15 protein-coding genes and 2 tRNA genes are annotated in these 16826 nt (G+C 66.5%); 8 read left to right on the top strand and 9 right to left on the bottom strand.

What is annotated here, in order from left to right:
* Positions 1-16: 16 nt before the first annotated feature.
* The 7 genes from panC to WDZ97_RS10080 all read left to right on the top strand — a co-directional run bounded on the left by panC (position 17) and on the right by WDZ97_RS10080 (position 6751).
* Positions 17-856 (top strand): pantoate--beta-alanine ligase, encoded by an 840-nt coding sequence (gene panC / locus WDZ97_RS10050; protein WP_425762658.1) that lies wholly within the window; start codon positions 17-19, stop codon positions 854-856.
* Positions 857-962: 106 nt separating this feature from the next.
* Complete coding sequence (gene panD / locus WDZ97_RS10055) at positions 963-1346, top strand: aspartate 1-decarboxylase (RefSeq protein WP_019919247.1); 384 nt, start codon at positions 963-965, stop codon at positions 1344-1346.
* A 95-nt stretch (positions 1347-1441) separates the two neighbouring features.
* The gene (locus WDZ97_RS10060) at positions 1442-2320 is read left to right on the top strand and encodes a LysR family transcriptional regulator (protein ID WP_019919248.1); all 879 of its coding nucleotides are present in this window, start codon (positions 1442-1444) and stop codon (positions 2318-2320) included.
* Between the two features lie 157 nt (positions 2321-2477).
* On the top strand, positions 2478-2729 hold the full coding sequence (locus WDZ97_RS10065) for a hypothetical protein (RefSeq protein WP_020163812.1): 252 nt from the start codon (positions 2478-2480) through the stop codon (positions 2727-2729).
* Positions 2729-2989 (top strand): hypothetical protein, encoded by a 261-nt coding sequence (locus WDZ97_RS10070; RefSeq protein WP_425762659.1) that lies wholly within the window; start codon positions 2729-2731, stop codon positions 2987-2989. Before WDZ97_RS10065 ends, WDZ97_RS10070 begins: the two co-directional genes overlap by 1 nt.
* Positions 2986-4566, top strand: coding sequence for a PepSY-associated TM helix domain-containing protein (locus tag WDZ97_RS10075; protein ID WP_425762660.1), 1581 nt, complete (start codon positions 2986-2988; stop codon positions 4564-4566). Before WDZ97_RS10070 ends, WDZ97_RS10075 begins: the two co-directional genes overlap by 4 nt.
* Positions 4567-4621: 55 nt before the next feature.
* Positions 4622-6751 carry a TonB-dependent siderophore receptor gene (locus WDZ97_RS10080; protein ID WP_425762661.1) on the top strand — a complete coding sequence of 710 codons (2130 nt, stop codon included), beginning with the start codon at positions 4622-4624 and terminating at the stop codon, positions 6749-6751.
* A gap of 39 nt (positions 6752-6790) precedes the next feature.
* Here the strand turns inward: WDZ97_RS10080 and pepN are convergent, their stop codons facing one another.
* A complete protein-coding gene (gene pepN, locus WDZ97_RS10085) occupies positions 6791-9439 on the bottom strand; it encodes an aminopeptidase N (RefSeq protein ID WP_425762662.1) in 2649 nt (882 codons plus the stop codon).
* A gap of 256 nt (positions 9440-9695) precedes the next feature.
* Here pepN and WDZ97_RS10090 point away from each other — a divergent pair, with 256 nt between their 5' ends.
* Positions 9696-10283, top strand: coding sequence for a hypothetical protein (locus WDZ97_RS10090; protein ID WP_304003759.1), 588 nt, complete (start codon positions 9696-9698; stop codon positions 10281-10283).
* Between the two features lie 130 nt (positions 10284-10413).
* Here the strand turns inward: WDZ97_RS10090 and WDZ97_RS10095 are convergent.
* The 8 genes from WDZ97_RS10095 to WDZ97_RS10130 all read right to left on the bottom strand — a co-directional run bounded on the left by WDZ97_RS10095 (position 10414) and on the right by WDZ97_RS10130 (position 16800).
* Positions 10414-10489, bottom strand: a tRNA-Thr gene (locus WDZ97_RS10095).
* Positions 10490-10567: 78 nt separating this feature from the next.
* A complete protein-coding gene (locus tag WDZ97_RS10100; RefSeq protein ID WP_425762663.1) occupies positions 10568-10984 on the bottom strand; it encodes a Fur family transcriptional regulator in 417 nt (138 codons plus the stop codon).
* Positions 10985-11027: 43 nt separating this feature from the next.
* Positions 11028-11954: a 4-hydroxy-3-methylbut-2-enyl diphosphate reductase gene (gene ispH, locus WDZ97_RS10105; protein WP_304003792.1), complete on the bottom strand. Its 927-nt coding sequence runs from the start codon at positions 11952-11954 to the stop codon at positions 11028-11030.
* Positions 11955-11964: 10 nt separating this feature from the next.
* Positions 11965-12399 (bottom strand): FKBP-type peptidyl-prolyl cis-trans isomerase, encoded by a 435-nt coding sequence (fkpB, locus tag WDZ97_RS10110; RefSeq protein WP_425762664.1) that lies wholly within the window; start codon positions 12397-12399, stop codon positions 11965-11967.
* On the bottom strand, positions 12396-12890 hold the full coding sequence (lspA, locus tag WDZ97_RS10115; RefSeq protein WP_304003762.1) for a signal peptidase II: 495 nt from the start codon (positions 12888-12890) through the stop codon (positions 12396-12398). Before lspA ends, fkpB begins: the two co-directional genes overlap by 4 nt.
* Positions 12891-12895: 5 nt before the next feature.
* The gene (gene ileS, locus WDZ97_RS10120) at positions 12896-15709 is read right to left on the bottom strand and encodes an isoleucine--tRNA ligase (RefSeq protein ID WP_425762665.1); all 2814 of its coding nucleotides are present in this window, start codon (positions 15707-15709) and stop codon (positions 12896-12898) included.
* A 15-nt stretch (positions 15710-15724) separates the two neighbouring features.
* Positions 15725-16666 (bottom strand): bifunctional riboflavin kinase/FAD synthetase, encoded by a 942-nt coding sequence (locus WDZ97_RS10125; protein ID WP_425762666.1) that lies wholly within the window; start codon positions 16664-16666, stop codon positions 15725-15727.
* 49 nt (positions 16667-16715) lie between these two features.
* Positions 16716-16800: transfer RNA gene (locus WDZ97_RS10130), tRNA-Leu, on the bottom strand.
* Between the last annotated feature and the right edge of the window lie 26 nt (positions 16801-16826).

Consider the following 16826-nt stretch of genomic DNA (forward strand, 5'->3'; position numbering starts at 1 on the left):
CCAGCGAGTCTCCCCGATGCAGATCCACCCGACCATCGCCGGCCTGCGCGCCGCGCTCGATGCCGAACGCGCACGCGGCGCGCGCATCGCCTTCGTGCCCACCATGGGCAATCTGCACGAGGGCCACGCCTCGCTAATGCGCCAGGGGCGCGACCACGCCGACGTGGTGGTGGCCAGCGTGTTCGTAAACCGGCTTCAGTTCGGACCGAACGAGGACTTCGACCGCTACCCGCGCACGATGGACGCCGACTGCGCGCGCATGCAGGCGGCGGGGGTGGCGCACGTGTTCGCACCGTCGGAAAGCGAGCTGTACCCGCAGCCGCAGACGATGCGCGTGGTGCCCGATCCGGAGCTCGCCGACATTCTCGAAGGCGCCTTCCGGCCCGGCTTCTTCACCGGCGTGGCGACCGTGGTGGCCAAGCTGTTCAACATCGTGCAGCCGCAGGTGGCCCTGTTCGGCAAGAAGGACTACCAGCAGCTGATGGTGATCCGCCAGCTGGTGCAGCAGATGGCGCTGCCGATCGCCATCGTCGGTGGTGAAACACTGCGTGCCGACGACGGTCTGGCGCTGTCTTCGCGCAACGGCTACCTGTCGGCGGACGAAAGGGCGCAGGCGGTGCAGCTGTATCAGGCCCTGGTGGCGGCGCGCGAAGCATTGCGCGCCGGAAACCGTGACTACGCGCGGATCGAGACCGACGCCATGGCGTTTCTCCAGGCCCGTGGCTGGTCTCCACAATATATTGCGGTGCGACGACAAGCCGACTTACAATCGCCGGCCGCTCACGAATCCAGTCTGGTGATCGTGGCCGCCGCCCTGCTCGGGACGACGCGCCTGATCGACAATCTGGAAGTGTAGGTCGCCACGATGCGCTCAAGGCCGGTGGCGTTCCAGTAGCGCACTGTCGCGCACGCCCTTGCGTGCGCGTGTTGTCTGAACAGCGCGATATCGAAGGAGCGCCCATATGCAACGCACCATGCTTCAGTCCAAGCTTCACCGGGTCACGACGACGCATTCCGAGCTGCACTACGAGGGCTCCTGTGCGATCGACCAGAATCTGCTCGACGCCGCGGACATCCGCGAGTATCAGGCGATCGACATCTACAACGTGACCAACGGCGAGCGTTTCTCGACCTACGCGATCAGCGCCGAGCGCGGATCCGGCATCATTTCGGTCAATGGCGCGGCAGCGCGCAAGGCCGCCGCCGGCGACCTGCTCATCATCGCCTGCTACGCCCAGTACACCGAGCTGGAACTGGCCCGCTACGAGCCCAAGCTCGTATACGTCGATGGCAAGAACAACATCGTGAACCAGCGTGGTCACATTCCGGTGCAGATGGCCGGCTAATCCCTGCCCTGCACGTTGTCAAGGCCCGCCCCGTGCGGGCCTTTTCATTTGGCCCGATGTGAAACAATGCGGCCTCCCCGCACCCGAACACCGCGATGAACCTGCACCTGCTCCGCATCTTCCACACCGTCGGCGAACACGCGAGCTTCTCGCGCGCCGCCGAGCATCTCGGCATCAGTCAGCCCGCCGTATCGAAGGCGCTGCGCGAACTGGAAGACCAGCTCGACGTGGTGCTGATCGAGCGCGGCGCGCGCATCGTGTCGCTGACCGAAGCCGGTCAGGTGCTGTTCGAGTACGCGGGCGGCATCTTCGCGATGGAACGCGCCGCGCTCGAAGCGCTGCAGGCCTATTCCAACCTCGAACGCGGCCGCCTGCGCATCGGTGCCAGCATGACGGTGGCCGGTTACTGGCTGCCGGGCTACGTCGCCGATTTCGCCCAGGCGCATCCGGGCATCACGCTGAGCCTGACCAGCGCCAACACGCAGACGGTGGCTGACCGGCTGCTCGCCTGCGAAGTCGACATCGCACTGGTCGAAGGCCCGGTCGAAGACGAGCGGATCGAATCCCGCCCCTGGCGCGACGAAACCCTGCTCATCGTCGCCCCGCCCGACAGCGCGCTGGCGAAGGCCGGCACGGTCAGCGCCGCCGACCTGAGCGCCGTCACCTGGGTAGTGCGCGAGCACGGCTCCGGCACCCGCGAAGTGATGAACCGCTGGCTGGACAAGCTGGGCATCGTGCCGGCTCGCACGATAGAAGCCGGCAGTACCGAGGCGGTCATCCAGACCGTTGCTGCCGGCGGCGGCGTGTCGATGGTGCCGCGCGTCAGCTCGGCCGACCAGATCGCGCTCGGCAAGGTCGCCACGCTGACGCTGCCCGGCGTGCAACTGACGCGCCAGCTCTACCGCCTGCGCCTGCCGCGCCGCCCGCTCAGCCCGGCCGCGCTGGCGTTCGAGGCGATGATCGCGACCGACTGAACGAGGAAGCGCGCGCGGAGAGTGCCTCCGCGCCGAACACCCTTCTTCAGCCAGGGTTATTAATACGAATCATTCCTGTTCACATACGCAGTTACATGGTGTCTAATTCCGGGCCAAGCAATCGAGTGGCTGGTCCGCAATCATGATTATTCTCGCCATGTTGACGTGCGCGCTGTGTGCCGTCGCCTGTTACATCTGCAGCCCGCGGCAGGTGCTGCTGCACCGCCGCCCTCCTCTGTCCTGGCGACTTGCCGCCTGCATCGTGCCCGGTGCGCTGTCGCTGTGGGCATGGGCCGAGGCGCTCGGCCCGGTCGCCGGCCCCTGTGCCGGACTGGTCGCCTGGATGCTGATGCTCGCCACCCTGCCCTGGGCGCTGCTGCCCGGACAGTCCGCACGGGAGCCATCGTGATGTGGGGGCGTTTTGCAGCCGGCGCGCTGCTCGGCATTCCGCTCGCCGCCGCACTGACCGGGCTGATCGCCTGGGGTTGGCCCGGGCGTTGGCAGGACATTCTGGTGCCGTCCCTGCAACTGTTCTTCCCGCTGTGGACCGCCATCGCCTGCGCCGCCGTGCTGTTCGCCGACACCCGCAGTGCCTGGCTGCGCATGCTGTCCCTGAACATCGCGGCCGCAGGTCTGCTGACCCTCGTACGACTCGGAGGCGCGCTGTGAAGTCATCCACCCTTCGACATTTCTCGGCCCTGCACACGTGGACCGGCCTGATCGCCGGCTTCGCGCTGTTCGTCGCCTTCTACTGCGGCGCCATCACGGTGTTCCACGAGGACCTGCACCACTGGCAGAGTCCCGAGCACCGCCACACCGCACAGGCGGTCACGACGGATGAACTGCCCGCCCTGATCGACGGCATGGTGCGCAAGCATCCGCAGGCGGCCGCCGACTTCTTCGTGCAACTGCCCTCCGCGAGCGCGCCGTCGCCGGTCGCCTACTGGAAGAAGGAGGACGGCGAATGGACGCATGCACCGCTGCGCGTCGCCGCCGGCCTGGTCGACGAAGCGCCGCATTCCGGTCTGGCCGACCTGATCAACAGCCTGCACTTCTCGCTCGGGCTGCCGGTCGCCGGCATCTATGTGATGGGCATCGTGTCGATGATGTACGGCGTAGCGCTGGTGTCAGGCGTGCTCATCCACCTGCCGCTGCTGCTGCGCGACCTGTTCGCGCTGCGTTCGGGGCGCAACCTGAAGCGCTTCTGGCAGGACGCGCACAACGCGATCGGCGTCTGCAGCCTGCCTTTCCATATCGTGTTCGCGATCAGCGGTGCGCTGCTGTGCCTGTCGGCGGTGCTGATCGCGCTGATGAACGTGCCGGTGTTCGGCGGCGAACTGCCGCTCGAGATCCGGCGTGCAACGCGGGTGTCGACCGGTGCCGATGCGGCCGGCGAAGCGTCGCCGATGCAGTCGCCTGCAGCGCTGGTCACGGCCGCGCGCGCAGCCGCCCCGGAATTCGAGCCGAAGTGGCTGCGCTACTACCAGTACGGCGACCGCGCCGCTCAGGTCGAGGTGCGTGGCACCAGCCCGCGCGCGCTCGCGGTATCCGGCGGCGTGGCGCTCGAGGCAGCCACCGGGCGTGTACTGAACGTGCAGACCGGAGGCCGCAATGACGCCAATCATGCCGCCTACGCCGGCCTCTACGCGCTGCACTTCGGGAGCTATGGCGGTGCCATCGTGCAAGGTCTGTATGGCCTGCTCGGTCTGGCCGGCGCCTTCCTGTTCTTCAGCGGCAATCTGCTGTGGATAGAGGCACGGCGCAAGCGCCAGCAGGTGGCGCAACCGACGCATCTGGTGCGCATGGCGCAGGCGACGATCGGCGTCTGCGTCGGCTGCTGCGCCGCGGTGTCCGCCGCCTTCGTCGCCACCCAGATCGCCGCCGCGATGCCGGGCGCCGACCGCGAACTGATCGAGAAGAGTGCCTGCTTCGGCGTGTTCTTCGCCGCGCTGGCGTGGTCCTTCGTGCGCCCGCCTTCGCGCGCAGCGGTCGAACTGCTGCTGCTGACCGCGGCATTGACGGCCTCGATTCCGCTCAGTCACGGCGCGCTGACCGGTGACCATCTGCTGCACAGCGCCCTGCTCGGCGACTGGGTGCTGCTCGGCATCGACCTGTGCGCGCTGCTGATGGCGGCCGGCTATGTCTGGCTCGCTGCGCTGACAAGAAAACGCGCCCTGGACGGTGATCCGAACAGCGTCTGGGCCGCCCCCACCGATGGAACCCAGCCAATGCGCCAGGCCATTTGAAAACCACGCCGGCGCGCTTGTCGCCGGCCATTCGATTCAAGATTCCGGAGAAGCCATGAAACGAGTTCCCCGCGCAGCGATGCGCCTGGGGCCGGTCAGTCTCGCGCTGCTGGCCTGGACGCACGGCGCCCACGCCGCCGACGTACCCACCCTGCCGGCCGTCAAGGTCGAGGACGAGCGCGCCACCGAAAAGGCCGACGGCCCGGTCCGCGGCTACGTTGCCCGGCGCAGCGCCTCAGCCACCAAGACCGACACGCCGCTGGTCGAAACCGCGCAGTCGATCTCGGTCATCACGCGCGACCGATTGGAAGCGCAGTCGGTGGTATCGGTGCAGGACGCGCTGCGCTACACCGCCGGCGCCCGCGCCGAGCCCTACGGACTGGACAATCGCGGTGACTGGGCGCAACTGCGCGGCGCCAGCTTCACCCAGTACCAGGACGGACTGCGCATGCTGTTCGGCAGCTACAACAACATCCGGCCGGACGTCTACACGCTGGAGCGGGTCGAGATGCTGCGCGGCCCCTCCTCGATCATGTACGGTCAGGGCAGTTTCGGCGGCACCGTGAACCTGGTGTCGAAGCGCCCGTTGGCGGAAGCCCAGCACGAGGTGCAGGCAGTGGTGGGCAACAACGGCCTGAAGCGTCTGGCCGTCGATTCGACCGGCCCGCTGGACAGCGAAGGCAAGTGGCTGTACCGGCTGGTGGCGGTCGGCCAGGACGCGGAAACCCAGGTCGACCACACGCAGGACGACCGCATGGTGTTCATGCCCTCGCTGACCTGGCGCCCGAGCACCGATACCGAACTGACGGTGTGGGCCAACATCCAGCGCGATCACACGAACACGACGCAGTTCTTCTTCCCGCACCAGGGCACCGTGCTGCCGGCGCCGAACGGCCGCATTCCGTTCCGCACCAATATCAGCGAACCGGGCTTCGACCGCTACGTCGGCGAGCAGCAGGCCTTCGGCTACCGCTTCGAGCACCGCTTCAACGACGCGCTGACACTGCGCCAGAACGTGCGCCATTCCGACAGCCAGGTCACCTACCAGTCGGTCTACAGCCGCTTCGGCCCGGCCCCTGCGCTGAACCCGGACGGCCGTACGCTGAACCGCACCATCTACGTGTCCAAGCCCGAGGTGGAGGCGCTCACCGCCGACACGCAGCTGCAGGCGAACTTCGCGCACGGACCGTTCGAGCATACGGTGCTGTTCGGCTTCGACTTCCAGCGCGTGCTCACCAGCTCGGTGATGGGTCGCGGTAACGCGCCTGCGATAGACGTCTACGCGCCGGTCTACGGCAACTACACGGTGCCCGCGCTGGCACGGCAGCCGGACACCCAGCTCTATCAGAGCGGCTTCTACCTGCAGGAGCAGCTGAAGATAGACCGCCGCTGGATCGCCACCATCGGCGCGCGCCGCGACTGGGCGCGTCAGAACAATGATCTCGACGCCACGTCGGCCCGTATCGACGCGCACGCGACCACCTGGCGCGCCGGCCTGCTGCACCTGTTCGACAATGGCTGGGCGCCCTATGTGAGCTATTCGGAGTCGTTCAACCCGAGCGCCGGCTTCAACTTCTACAACGAGGCCTACAAGCCGCTCGAGGGCGAACAGTGGGAAGTCGGCGTGAAGTACCAGCCGCCGGGCAGCCGCCTGTTCCTGACGCTGGCCGCCTACGAGCTGAAGGAGAAGAACCGCCTGACGGCCGATCCGAACAACGCGCTGAACCGCATCCAGGTCGGCGAGGCGACGATACGCGGCGTCGAGGCGGAAGCGCAGGCCAGCCTGGCGGGCGGCGTCGATCTGATCGCGACCTATACCTACACCGACAGCGAGATCACGCAGAGCAACGCGGCGGATCTCGGCAAGCGTCTTGCCAGCATTCCGGAACACATGGCCAGCGCCTGGGCGGTGAAGCGCTTCACCGCCTTCGACCTGCCGGGTCAGTTCGAGGTGGGCGGCGGCGTGCGCTACATCGGCGCCAGCTGGGACGGCACCGACAGCCTGCGCACGCCGTCGATCACGCTGATGGACGCGCTGCTCGCCTACCGGACCGGCCAGTGGCGCTATGCGCTCAATGTCGACAACATCGCCGACCGCGAGTACTACACCACCTGCCTGTCACGTGGCGACTGCTTCCTCGGCACGCTGCGCACGGTGCGCGCCTCGGCCACCTATCGCTTCTGAGGCATCGCGGCAGCGGCCCATGCGGGCCGCTGCGCGGCGTCAGGCCAGCGCCCGTCCCACCACTTCGGCCACGTCGGCCGACAGTCCCGGCAGGTCGCGGATGCTCTCCAGCGCCTTGCGGGCGTGGGCCTGACGGCCGTCGTCGAAGCGGCGCCAGCGGTCGAAGGCTCGCGCCACGCGCGACGCGACCTGCGGATTCACCGGGTCCAGTTCGCGGATGACTCCGGCGGCGTAGGCGTAACCGGAACCGTCGGCGGCGTGGAAGTGCAGCGGATTGGCGGCGCAGAAAGTGCGCACCAGCGCATACACCTTGTTCGGGTTCTTCAGGTCGAAGGCCTCGTGCGCCATCAGCTCGCGCACGCGGGCGCGGGCGTCCGGCAGCGGCGAGGTCGCCTGCACCGCCAGCCACTTGTCCACCACCAGCGCCTCGTCCTTCCAGCGTGCATAGAACTCGTTCAGCGCCACCTCGCGCAGCGGCGTGTCGCTGTGCGCCAGCAGCGCGAACGCGGCGAACTGGTCGGTCATGTTGTCGGCGTCGCGGAACTGCGCCAGCGCCCGCAGCTGCAGCGCACTGTCGTCCAGCGTCATCAGATAGCCGAGCGCGAGGTTGCGCAGTGCGCGCCGGCCCATTGCCGCCGGTTCCGGTGCGTACGCGCCCGCCACGACGTGGCGCGCCAGCAGCGCCTCGAACTGCGGCCGCAGCCGCTCAGCCAGGGTGCGCCTGAACAGCGTACGCACCTGATGGATGGCATCCGGATCGATCACTGCCATCTGGTCGCCCAGCCAGGCTTCGGAGGGGAGCGTGAGCGCCTCGGCAGCAAAGGCCGGATCGGCGTCCGCCTGTGCCAGCACCGCAGCGAAGGCATCGACGAACAGATCGGGCACCGCGGGCTCATTGCCTGCCTGCACCTGCGCCACACCCGCCAGCATCAACCGGGTCGCGAGCCGCTGGCCGGCCTCCCAGCGGTTGAATTCGTCGCGGTCGTGCGCCATCAGCGTTGCCAGCCCGGCATCTCCATAATCGAAATCGAGCGCCACCGGTGCCGAGAAATTGCGCAGCAGCGACGGAAGCGGCGCCGACGCGAGCGCGTACGACGACAGATCGAACTCGAAGGTCTGCGTCGCCTCGGTCAACGACAGCACCGTGGTCGGCAGGATTTCGCGGCCATCCGCGCTCAGCAGGCCCAGCGCCACCGGAATGTGCAGCGGACCGCGCGGGAACTGCAGTCCTTCCTCAGCCAGACGCTTCTCGTAGGCGGTTTCCGGGTTGGACTGGGTCAGCGTCAGCGTCCATCGTCCGCTGGGGGCATCGAAAGCGGCTTCGGCCTTCAGCCGGGGCGTACCGGCCTGTTCGTACCAGCGGCGGAACTGGGTCAGATCGACGCCGGATGCGTCCTGCATCGCCGACACGAAGTCGTCGCAGGTCACCGCCTGTCCGTCGTGCCGCTCGAAATACAGATCCATGCCGCGGCGGAAACCGTCCTCGCCGAGCAGCGTGTGGATCATCCGCACCACCTCGGCGCCCTTTTCATAGACAGTGGCGGTGTAGAAGTTGTTGATTTCCTCGTAGCTGGCCGGCCGTATCGGGTGCGCCATCGGCCCGGCGTCCTCCGGGAACTGCGCCGCGCGCAGCCCGCGTACTTCCTGAATGCGCTGCACCGGGCGCGAATATTCGTCCGACCCGTATTCCTGGTCGCGGAAAACGGTCAGGCCTTCCTTCAATGACAGCTGGAACCAGTCGCGGCAGGTGACACGGTTGCCGGTCCAGTTGTGGAAATACTCGTGCGCGACCACGCGGTCGATGTTCATGTAATCGACGTCGGTGGCGATGTCCGGCCGCGCGAGCACGTACTTGGTATTGAAGATGTTGAGGCCCTTGTTCTCCATCGCCCCCATGTTGAAGTCGCCGACGGCGACGATCATGTAGCGGTCGAGGTCGAGCTCCAGGCCGAAACGCTGCTCGTCCCAGCGCATCGACTTCTTCAGCGCATGCATCGCGAAATCGCACTGGTCCAGCTTGCCCGGCTCGACATAGATCGCGAGATCGACCTTGCGGCCGGATGCCGTCGTATAGCTGTCGTCGAGGCGGTCGAGCTTCGCCGCGACCATGGCGAACAGATAGCAGGGCTTGGGAAAGGGATCGACCCAGCGCGCCCAGTGGCGCCCGCCCTCTTCGTCACCGCTGGCGACGAGGTTGCCGTTGGCCAGCAGGTCCGGGAAGCGCGCCCTGTCGGCGTGCAGCGTCACCGTGTAGCGTGACATGACGTCCGGACGATCCGGGAACCAGGTGATGCGACGGAAGCCTTCCGCCTCGCACTGCGTGAAGTAGCCGTCCTTCGAGCGGTAGAAGCCGGACAGCGTGGTGTTCTCGTCCGGTTTGATGCGCACCTGCGTGGCGACACGGCAACGGTCGGGCAGATCGGCCAGTTCGAGTCTGCCGTCGCGCACAAAGGAGGCCGGCGCGGGCAGCGCGCGCCCATCGACGCTGAGTTGCAGCAGCTCGAGGGCTTCCCCGTCGAGCCGCAGCGGTGCGCGTGGCACCGATTCGTTGCGGCGCAACATCATGACAGCAGCAACCAGGGCCGTACCGTCGTCGACCAGGGTCACGTCGAGTTCCACCTCGTCCACCCACCAGGCGGGGGCGACGTAATCACGAAGGTGGATGGCGCGCGAAAAAGAGTTCTTCATTTGTTAACTTCCGTGTCGATAACACCAGAGGTGCAGGTTCGGACAAGTTCCGGGATGCGGGATTCCCTCGGTCTGCATCAAGCCACACGGCCGTTTCCGGCGCATCGTGCCGAGCGCGGGTGGTGTGACAGAGGTCAAGGAAGCCGTGATTGGAGGAAAAGCAGTATCCGGGTAAACCCTTAGTCCGGGTGACCTAAGTTCCAAAGAATGACACATCGCAGCATTACCATCGAATCAACAACTCAAAAGGTATGCCATGGGTGCAAGTCTGAACGAAGGGGTCGTCGTCGCGCGCCAATCAGGCGCTGGCGAAGAACTGTCCCCGGCCCGTACACGGGCCAGCTGGCCGCGCTTCTCGGCGAATGCCGCGCATCATGACAGCACGTCCGCGCACGATGCAGCGCCGGCGGCTCCGGGCCTGCGCAACTGGACGGCTGGCGAACTGGCAGCGCTGCTGTGTGAGTTCCTGAAGCGGGAACACGCCGCTCTCGCCGCCTGCCACGGTCAGCAGGTCGAATCCGACTGGATCCCGCTGGCACGTGCCCTGGCCATCCGCCTGTCCGAAGCACCGGGCATGTCGCTCGCCACAAGCCCGCTGAAGACCCGTTTCCTGCTGCGCGAACAGATCGGCGCCTGGCTCGTGCATACGGCACTGGACGCCAGCGCAGCGCACACCGTACGCATCGCGCTGCCGGATACCTGGAGCAACGGCAAGGTGCTCGCCTACCTGTTCCGTCACGAGATCGCACCGATGCACCACGTCACCGCTGCGCTGCGCAGTCTCAGCGTCCCGCTGGCGCTGAGTGAAGAAGTCGCCGGCGACAGCCTGCAGGTGAATGGCTGAGCGCACGTCGCGCTGATCAGATCAAAGGGGTTGCCGCCGCGAGGCCGCAACCCCTTGTTCTTGGGTGGAACCCAGCCGCACAAAACAAAAAAGCCAGTTCGCGAGAACTGGCTTTTCTGTTTCATTTCACTGGTGCCGCTGACCGGAATCGAACTGGTGACCTTCGCATTACGAATGCGCTGCTCTACCGACTGAGCTACAGCGGCAATAAAGAGCGCGCATGATAGCCGCTGAACACTGCAAAATCAATGCGGGTAAGGCAGAAAGCGGTAATTTCGCCGCACTCAAACGCCCGGACGCACGCGCACGACGATATCGACCCCATCGGCCACCATGCCCGGTGGCAGTTGCGGCATGCCTTCGATGCGCAAGGTGTTGTTGGGGATATCGGTCAGGCAACCGGTCACGACGTCGTACAGATGATGGTGCGGTTCGGTGTTCGGATCGAAGAACACCTTGGTCGGATCGACGATCACCTCGCGGATCAGCCCGGCCTCACGCAACACCTTGAGCGTGTTGTAGACGGTCGCCTTCGACGCGGATGGCGAAGTCTCGTTGACCATGGCCAGGATCTGGTCGGCCGACAGATGCTCCATGCGCGAGAACAGCACACAGGCGATGTCGATGCGCGGCTGCGTCAGGTTGATGTCGTGAGCGCGCAGCAGATCGATGGTCTGTTCGCGGTTGAGCGGAGATTTCATGGTTTCGAGTATATGAAACGGAGTGCCGTCACGCAAAGTCCGATCACGGCTGAGCCAGTTCCTTCGGCAGCGGAAAATTCACGTTCTCGGGAGTGCCGTCGAGCGTCCTGACCGATGCCGCACCCAGTTCGCGCAGCCGGGCGATCACCGCATCCACCAGCACTTCGGGTGCCGACGCCCCGGCGGTGACGCCGATGCGCTTACGTCCTGCCAGCCACGCGGGATCGATCTGGCTGGCGTTGTCGATCAGGTGCGCCGGTACGCCGAACTGCTCCGCCACCTCGCGCAGGCGGTTGGAATTGGAGCTGTTGGGCGACCCCACCACCAGCACCAGATCGCTGCGCGGTGCCATGAACTTGACCGCATCCTGACGGTTCTGCGTCGCGTAGCAAATGTCGTCACGCTTCGGACCGACGATGGTCGGAAAGCGCGCACGCAGCGCGTCGACGATGATCTGCGCGTCATCGACCGACAGCGTGGTCTGCGTCACGTAGGCCAGCTTGTCCGGGTCGGTCACCTGAAGTGACTGCACGTCGGCCACGGTTTCCACCAGATACATGCCTCCTTCGGCCTGGCCCATGGTGCCCTCTACCTCGGGATGCCCCTTGTGGCCGATCATGATGATCTCGCGCCCGGCGTCGCGCATCTTGGCGACCTCGACATGCACCTTGGTCACCAGCGGGCAGGTCGCGTCGAACACGCGGAGGCCTCGCGACGACGCATCGTGACGTACGGTCTGCGGTACACCATGCGCGCTGAAAATGAGCGTGGCGCCCTGCGGCACCAGCGCCAGGTCGTCGATGAAGATGGCGCCCTTGGCGCGCAGGCTGTCGACGACGAACTTGTTGTGCACCACTTCGTGGCGCACATAGATCGGCGCCCCGTACTGCTCCAGCGCGCGCTCGACGATGGCGATCGCGCGCTCCACGCCGGCACAGAAACCACGCGGATTGGCCAGCAGCACGTCCATGTTCTCGCCCTCAGGAGACACCGATCACCTCCACCTCGAAACGCACGGCGCGGCCCGCCAGCGGGTGGTTGAAATCGATCAGCGCGGACTGCTCGTCCAGTTCGCGCACCAGCCCGGGAAACTTGTTGCCGTCGTTATCGGTGAATTCGATCACCGAATGCACGTCCAGTTCGATGTCGGCCGGGATGTCGCGACGCGCAAAGCGCTCGACCAGATCCGCCTTGTGCTCGCCAAACACCTCGCCCGGCTCCAGTTCGAACACATGGCGGCTGCCCACCTCCAGCCCGGCAAGACGCGCTTCGAGCGCCGGCGCCAGCTCGCCGCCTCCCAGCTGCAGCGTGGCCGGCGTCGATTCGAAGGTGCTGATCAGCGCCTGACCGCCTTCCGGCAGCGCGACGCGGAAATGCAGCGTGACCAGGCTGTCTGCCTTGACGGTGTCGTTCATGCTTGTTTCTCCGCGCGGGCGAAGCGATCCGACAGACCGAACTGGTCTGCCAGCATCAGCACCACACCCGCTGTAATGGCCGAGTCAGCCACGTTGAAGGCCGGGAAGCCACGGCTCCCGGCATGAAAATACAGGAAGTCGACCACGGCGCCGAGCACGACGCGGTCGATCAGGTTGCCGATCGCGCCGCCCAGTATCAGCGCCAGGCCGAGCGGCAACACCACTTCCGCGACGTGCTTGCGCATCAGCATGATCAGCCAGATCGACACCGTGGACGTCAGCACGATGAAGAACCAGCGCTGCCAGCCGTCGTGGTCCGCCAGGAAGCTGAAGGCCGCACCGGGGTTGTAGACCAGCACGAGGTCGAAGAACCCGGTCACCGACCAGCTCTGGCCATAGCTCAGCCACTGCGTAATCAGGTATTTGGTGAGCTGGTCCACCCCGACCACGAAGGCGGACAGGGCGAGCCAACCGGCAAGGCGTGCGTTCATCGGCTTCAGGCGTGTTCGCGGGCTTCGCCCGCACCATGCAGATTGGCATCGCAACGGCCGCACAGTTCCGGATGTCCGGCATTGCTGCCGACGTCCGCGCGGTAATGCCAGCAGCGGGCGCACTTCACGTGCGCGCTTGGCGTCGCCGTGACGCCCTGCTCCGCCTCGCTCGCCACCTTCTTCAGCGTCGCGGCCGAGGTGATGAGCACGAAGCGCAGATCGTCACCCAGCGACGCGAGGTCGTCGTGCAACTCGCCAGCGGCGCGCACCTCGACTTCCGCCTGCAGCGACGAACCGATGCCGCCTTCCGAACGCAGCGTTTCCAGCACGCGGGCCGATTCCGCACGCAGCGCACGGATACGCGTCCAGCGCGCCATCAAGGCCGCCTCGTCCGCCTGTTCCGGCAGCGCGTGCCAGGTGGTCAGCATGACGCTGTCGGCCGACCTGTCGCCGAGCACGGTCCAGATTTCCTCGGCGGTGAAGGCCAGCACCGGCGCCAACAGCCGCACCAGGGTGTGCGTGATGTGCCACAGCGCGGACTGCGCCGAACGGCGGGCGTGCGAGCCGGGGGCGGTCGTGTAGAGCCGGTCCTTCAGCACGTCGAGGTAGAAAGCACCGAGATCTTCCGACGCGAAGTGCTGCAGCGCCTGCACCACGCGGTGGAACTCGTACTGCTCGTAATCGGCGGTCACACGTGCCTGCAGGTCGCGGGTCAGCGCCAGCGCGTAGCGGTCTATGGTCAGCCACTGGTCGGCCGGCAGCATGTCGGCCTGCGCATCGAAATCGGCGATGTTGGCGAGCAGGAAGCGCACGGTGTTGCGCAGCCGGCGATAGGTTTCGACCACGCGGTCGAGGATTTCCTTCGAGATCGACAGCTCGCCCGAATAGTCGGTCGAGGCCAGCCACAGGCGCAGGATTTCGATGCCCAGCTTGTTACCCACCTCCTGCGGCTCGATGCCGTTGCCGAGCGACTTCGACATCTTGCGGCCCTGCGCATCGACCGTGAAGCCGTGCGTCAGCAGCGCCTTGTAAGGCGCCTGGCCGTCGATTGCGCAGCCGGTCAGCAGCGACGAGTGGAACCAGCCGCGGTGCTGGTCCGAGCCTTCGAGGTAGAGATCGGCGACCGGGCCGCCGTCGGTGCGCGCCAGATCGGCGTGCGAGCCGCGCAGCACGTGCCAGTGGGTCGCGCCGGAATCGAACCACACGTCCAGCGTGTCGCTGATCTTCTCGTACTGCGCCGCGTCGGCGCCCAGCAATTCGGCGGCATCCAGATTGAACCAGGCGTCGATGCCTTCGGCGTCCACGCGCTGCGCCACCACTTCCATCAGTTCGACCGTACGCGGATGCAGTTCGCCGCTCTCGCGGTGGATGAAGAACGGAATCGGTACGCCCCAGTTGCGCTGGCGCGAAATGCACCAGTCCGGCCGGTTGGCGATCATGGCCGCCAGTCGCGCCTTGCCCCAGTCCGGGTAGAAGGCGGTGTCCTCGATCGCCTTCAGCGCCGACTCACGCAGGCTGGGGCCACCTTCCGGCTTCAGGTCCATGCCGACGAACCACTGCGCGGTGGCGCGGTAGATCAGCGGCGTCTTGTGGCGCCAGCAGTGCATGTAGCTGTGCTGGATCTTTTCGTGCGAGAACAGCGCGCCGACCTCGGCCAGCTTGTCCACGATGACCGGGTTCGCCTTCCAGATGTGCAGGCCGCCGAAAAAGGGCAGCGATTCGGCGTACACGCCGTTGCTCTGCACCGGGTTCAGCACGTCGGCCACGGTCAGGCCGTTCTTCATGCAGGAGTTGAAGTCGTCCACGCCATAGGCCGGCGCGCAATGCACGATGCCGGTACCGGCGTCGAGGCCGACGTAGTCGGCCAGGAAGACCGGCGACTCGCGCTCGTACAGCGGATGATGGAAGGCGATGCGCTCCAGCTTGTCGCCGGTGGCGGTGGCCAGCACGCGGCCTTCGCGGCCGAAGCGCTTCAGGCTCTGTTCGACCAGCGCCTCGGCCAGCACCAGACAGCCGGCGTCGGTCTGCACCAGCGCATACACGTGCTCCGGGTGCATGTTCAGCGCCTGGTTGGCCGGGATGGTCCACGGCGTGGTGGTCCAGATCACCGCATGCACGCTGCCCGCCGGCAGTTCGGCCAGACCGAAGGCGGCGGCCAGACGGCCGCGTTCGCGCTCACTGATCGGAAAGCCGACGTCGACCGCCGGGCTGCCCTTGTCCTGGTACTCGACCTCGGCTTCGGCCAGCGCCGATCCGCAGTCGAAACACCAGTTCACCGGCTTCAGGCCGCGATACACCCAGCCCTTCTTCACCATTTCGGCCAGCGCGCGGATTTCGCCCGCCTCGTTGCCGAAATCCATCGTGCGGTAGGGGCGGTCCCAGTCGGCCAGCACGCCGAGGCGGATGAAGCCCTTCTTCTGGATCTCCACCTGCTCACCGGCGAAGGCGCGGCACAGCTTGCGCACTTCGGAAGCCGGCAGGTTCTTGCCGTGCTTCTTCTCGATCTGGTGCTCGATCGGCAGGCCGTGGCAGTCCCAGCCCGGCACGTAAGGCGCGTCGAAACCGGCCAGCGTCTTCGAGCGGACGATGATGTCCTTCAGGATCTTGTTCACCGCGTGGCCGAGGTGGATATCGCCGTTCGCATACGGCGGGCCGTCGTGCAGCACGAACTTCGGACGGCCGGCGGCCTTTTCGCGGATGCGCTTGTAGAGCTGCGTCTGCTGCCATTGCTGAACCCAGCCGGGTTCGCGCTTGGGCAGGTCGCCGCGCATCGGGAAGGCGGTGTCGGGCAGGTTCAGCGTCGTGCGGTAATCAGCCATCTTGATCAGCCAGGTTCAGTCTTCGGAAATCGGGTTCTGGGCGAACCACGCGCGGGTGTTCGCCACGTCCTGCGCGATCGCTTCGCGCAGTGCCTCCAGGCCTTCGTAGCGCGCCTCGTCGCGCAGCTTGTGACAAAAGCGCACGGACACGTGCTCGTCGTACAGGTCGACCTCGCGGTCCAGCACATAGACCTCGCAGGTCGGGCGCAGCCCATCGGCAATCGTCGGGCGCACGCCTACGCTGGCTGCGCCCGGCGCATTCACCAGACCGCCACCGGTGACGGTCGCGGCGTAGATGCCAGCCAGCGGCAGCGAACGGTGCTTGAGCTGGATATTGGCGGTCGGAAAGCCGAGCTGGCGGCCGATCTTCTGCCCGTGCTCGACGCGGCCGCTGATCGCGTACGGGCGGCCAAGCAGGCGCTCGGCGCGCGCCAAGTCGCCCTGCTCCAGCGCTTCGCGCACGGCTGAACTGGATGCGCGCTCGCCGCCGATCTCGACGGTGTCCATGCTCGCCACCGAGAAGCCGTGCAGTTCGCCGGCCGCGCGCAGTCGTTCGAAGTCGCCCTCGCGGCCGCGACCGAAGCGGAAATCGTCGCCAATGATGAGGTGGCGCACCGCCAGTCCGCGCACCAGCAGTTCGTCGATGAAGGCCTGCGCGCCGAGCGCGGCGAAACGCGCGTTGAAGCGGCACACGTAGACACGATCGACGCCTGCCCGGCGGAAAAGCTCGAGCTTCTCGCGCAGGCTGGTCAGCCGGGTCGGCCGCCGCTCGTGCATGAAGAACTCGCGCGGGTGCGGCTCGAAGGTCATCACCGCGGCCGGTACGCCTAGCGCGCGCGCCTTCTCGGACAGTTGCGCGAGCAATGTCTGGTGGCCGAGGTGCACGCCATCGAAATTGCCGATGGTCAGCGCGACCGGGGTGTCTGCGACGGACGGGATTGCGCGGAAGACCTGCACGAAAAGAGGGATGCGCGTGAAAAACGCGCAAGTATACCTGTGCACGTCGTGGTGCCGGGAGTGGGACTCGAACCCACACACCTTGCGGCGGCGGATTTTGAATCCGCTGCGTCTACCGATTCCGCCATCCCGGCAGGGAAGAGGGCCGGATTATGCGGGC

Origin of the sequence: Methyloversatilis sp. MC4-4 (assembly GCF_049843555.1) — a bacterium.
Lineage (GTDB): Bacteria > Pseudomonadota > Gammaproteobacteria > Burkholderiales > Rhodocyclaceae > Methyloversatilis > Methyloversatilis discipulorum_B.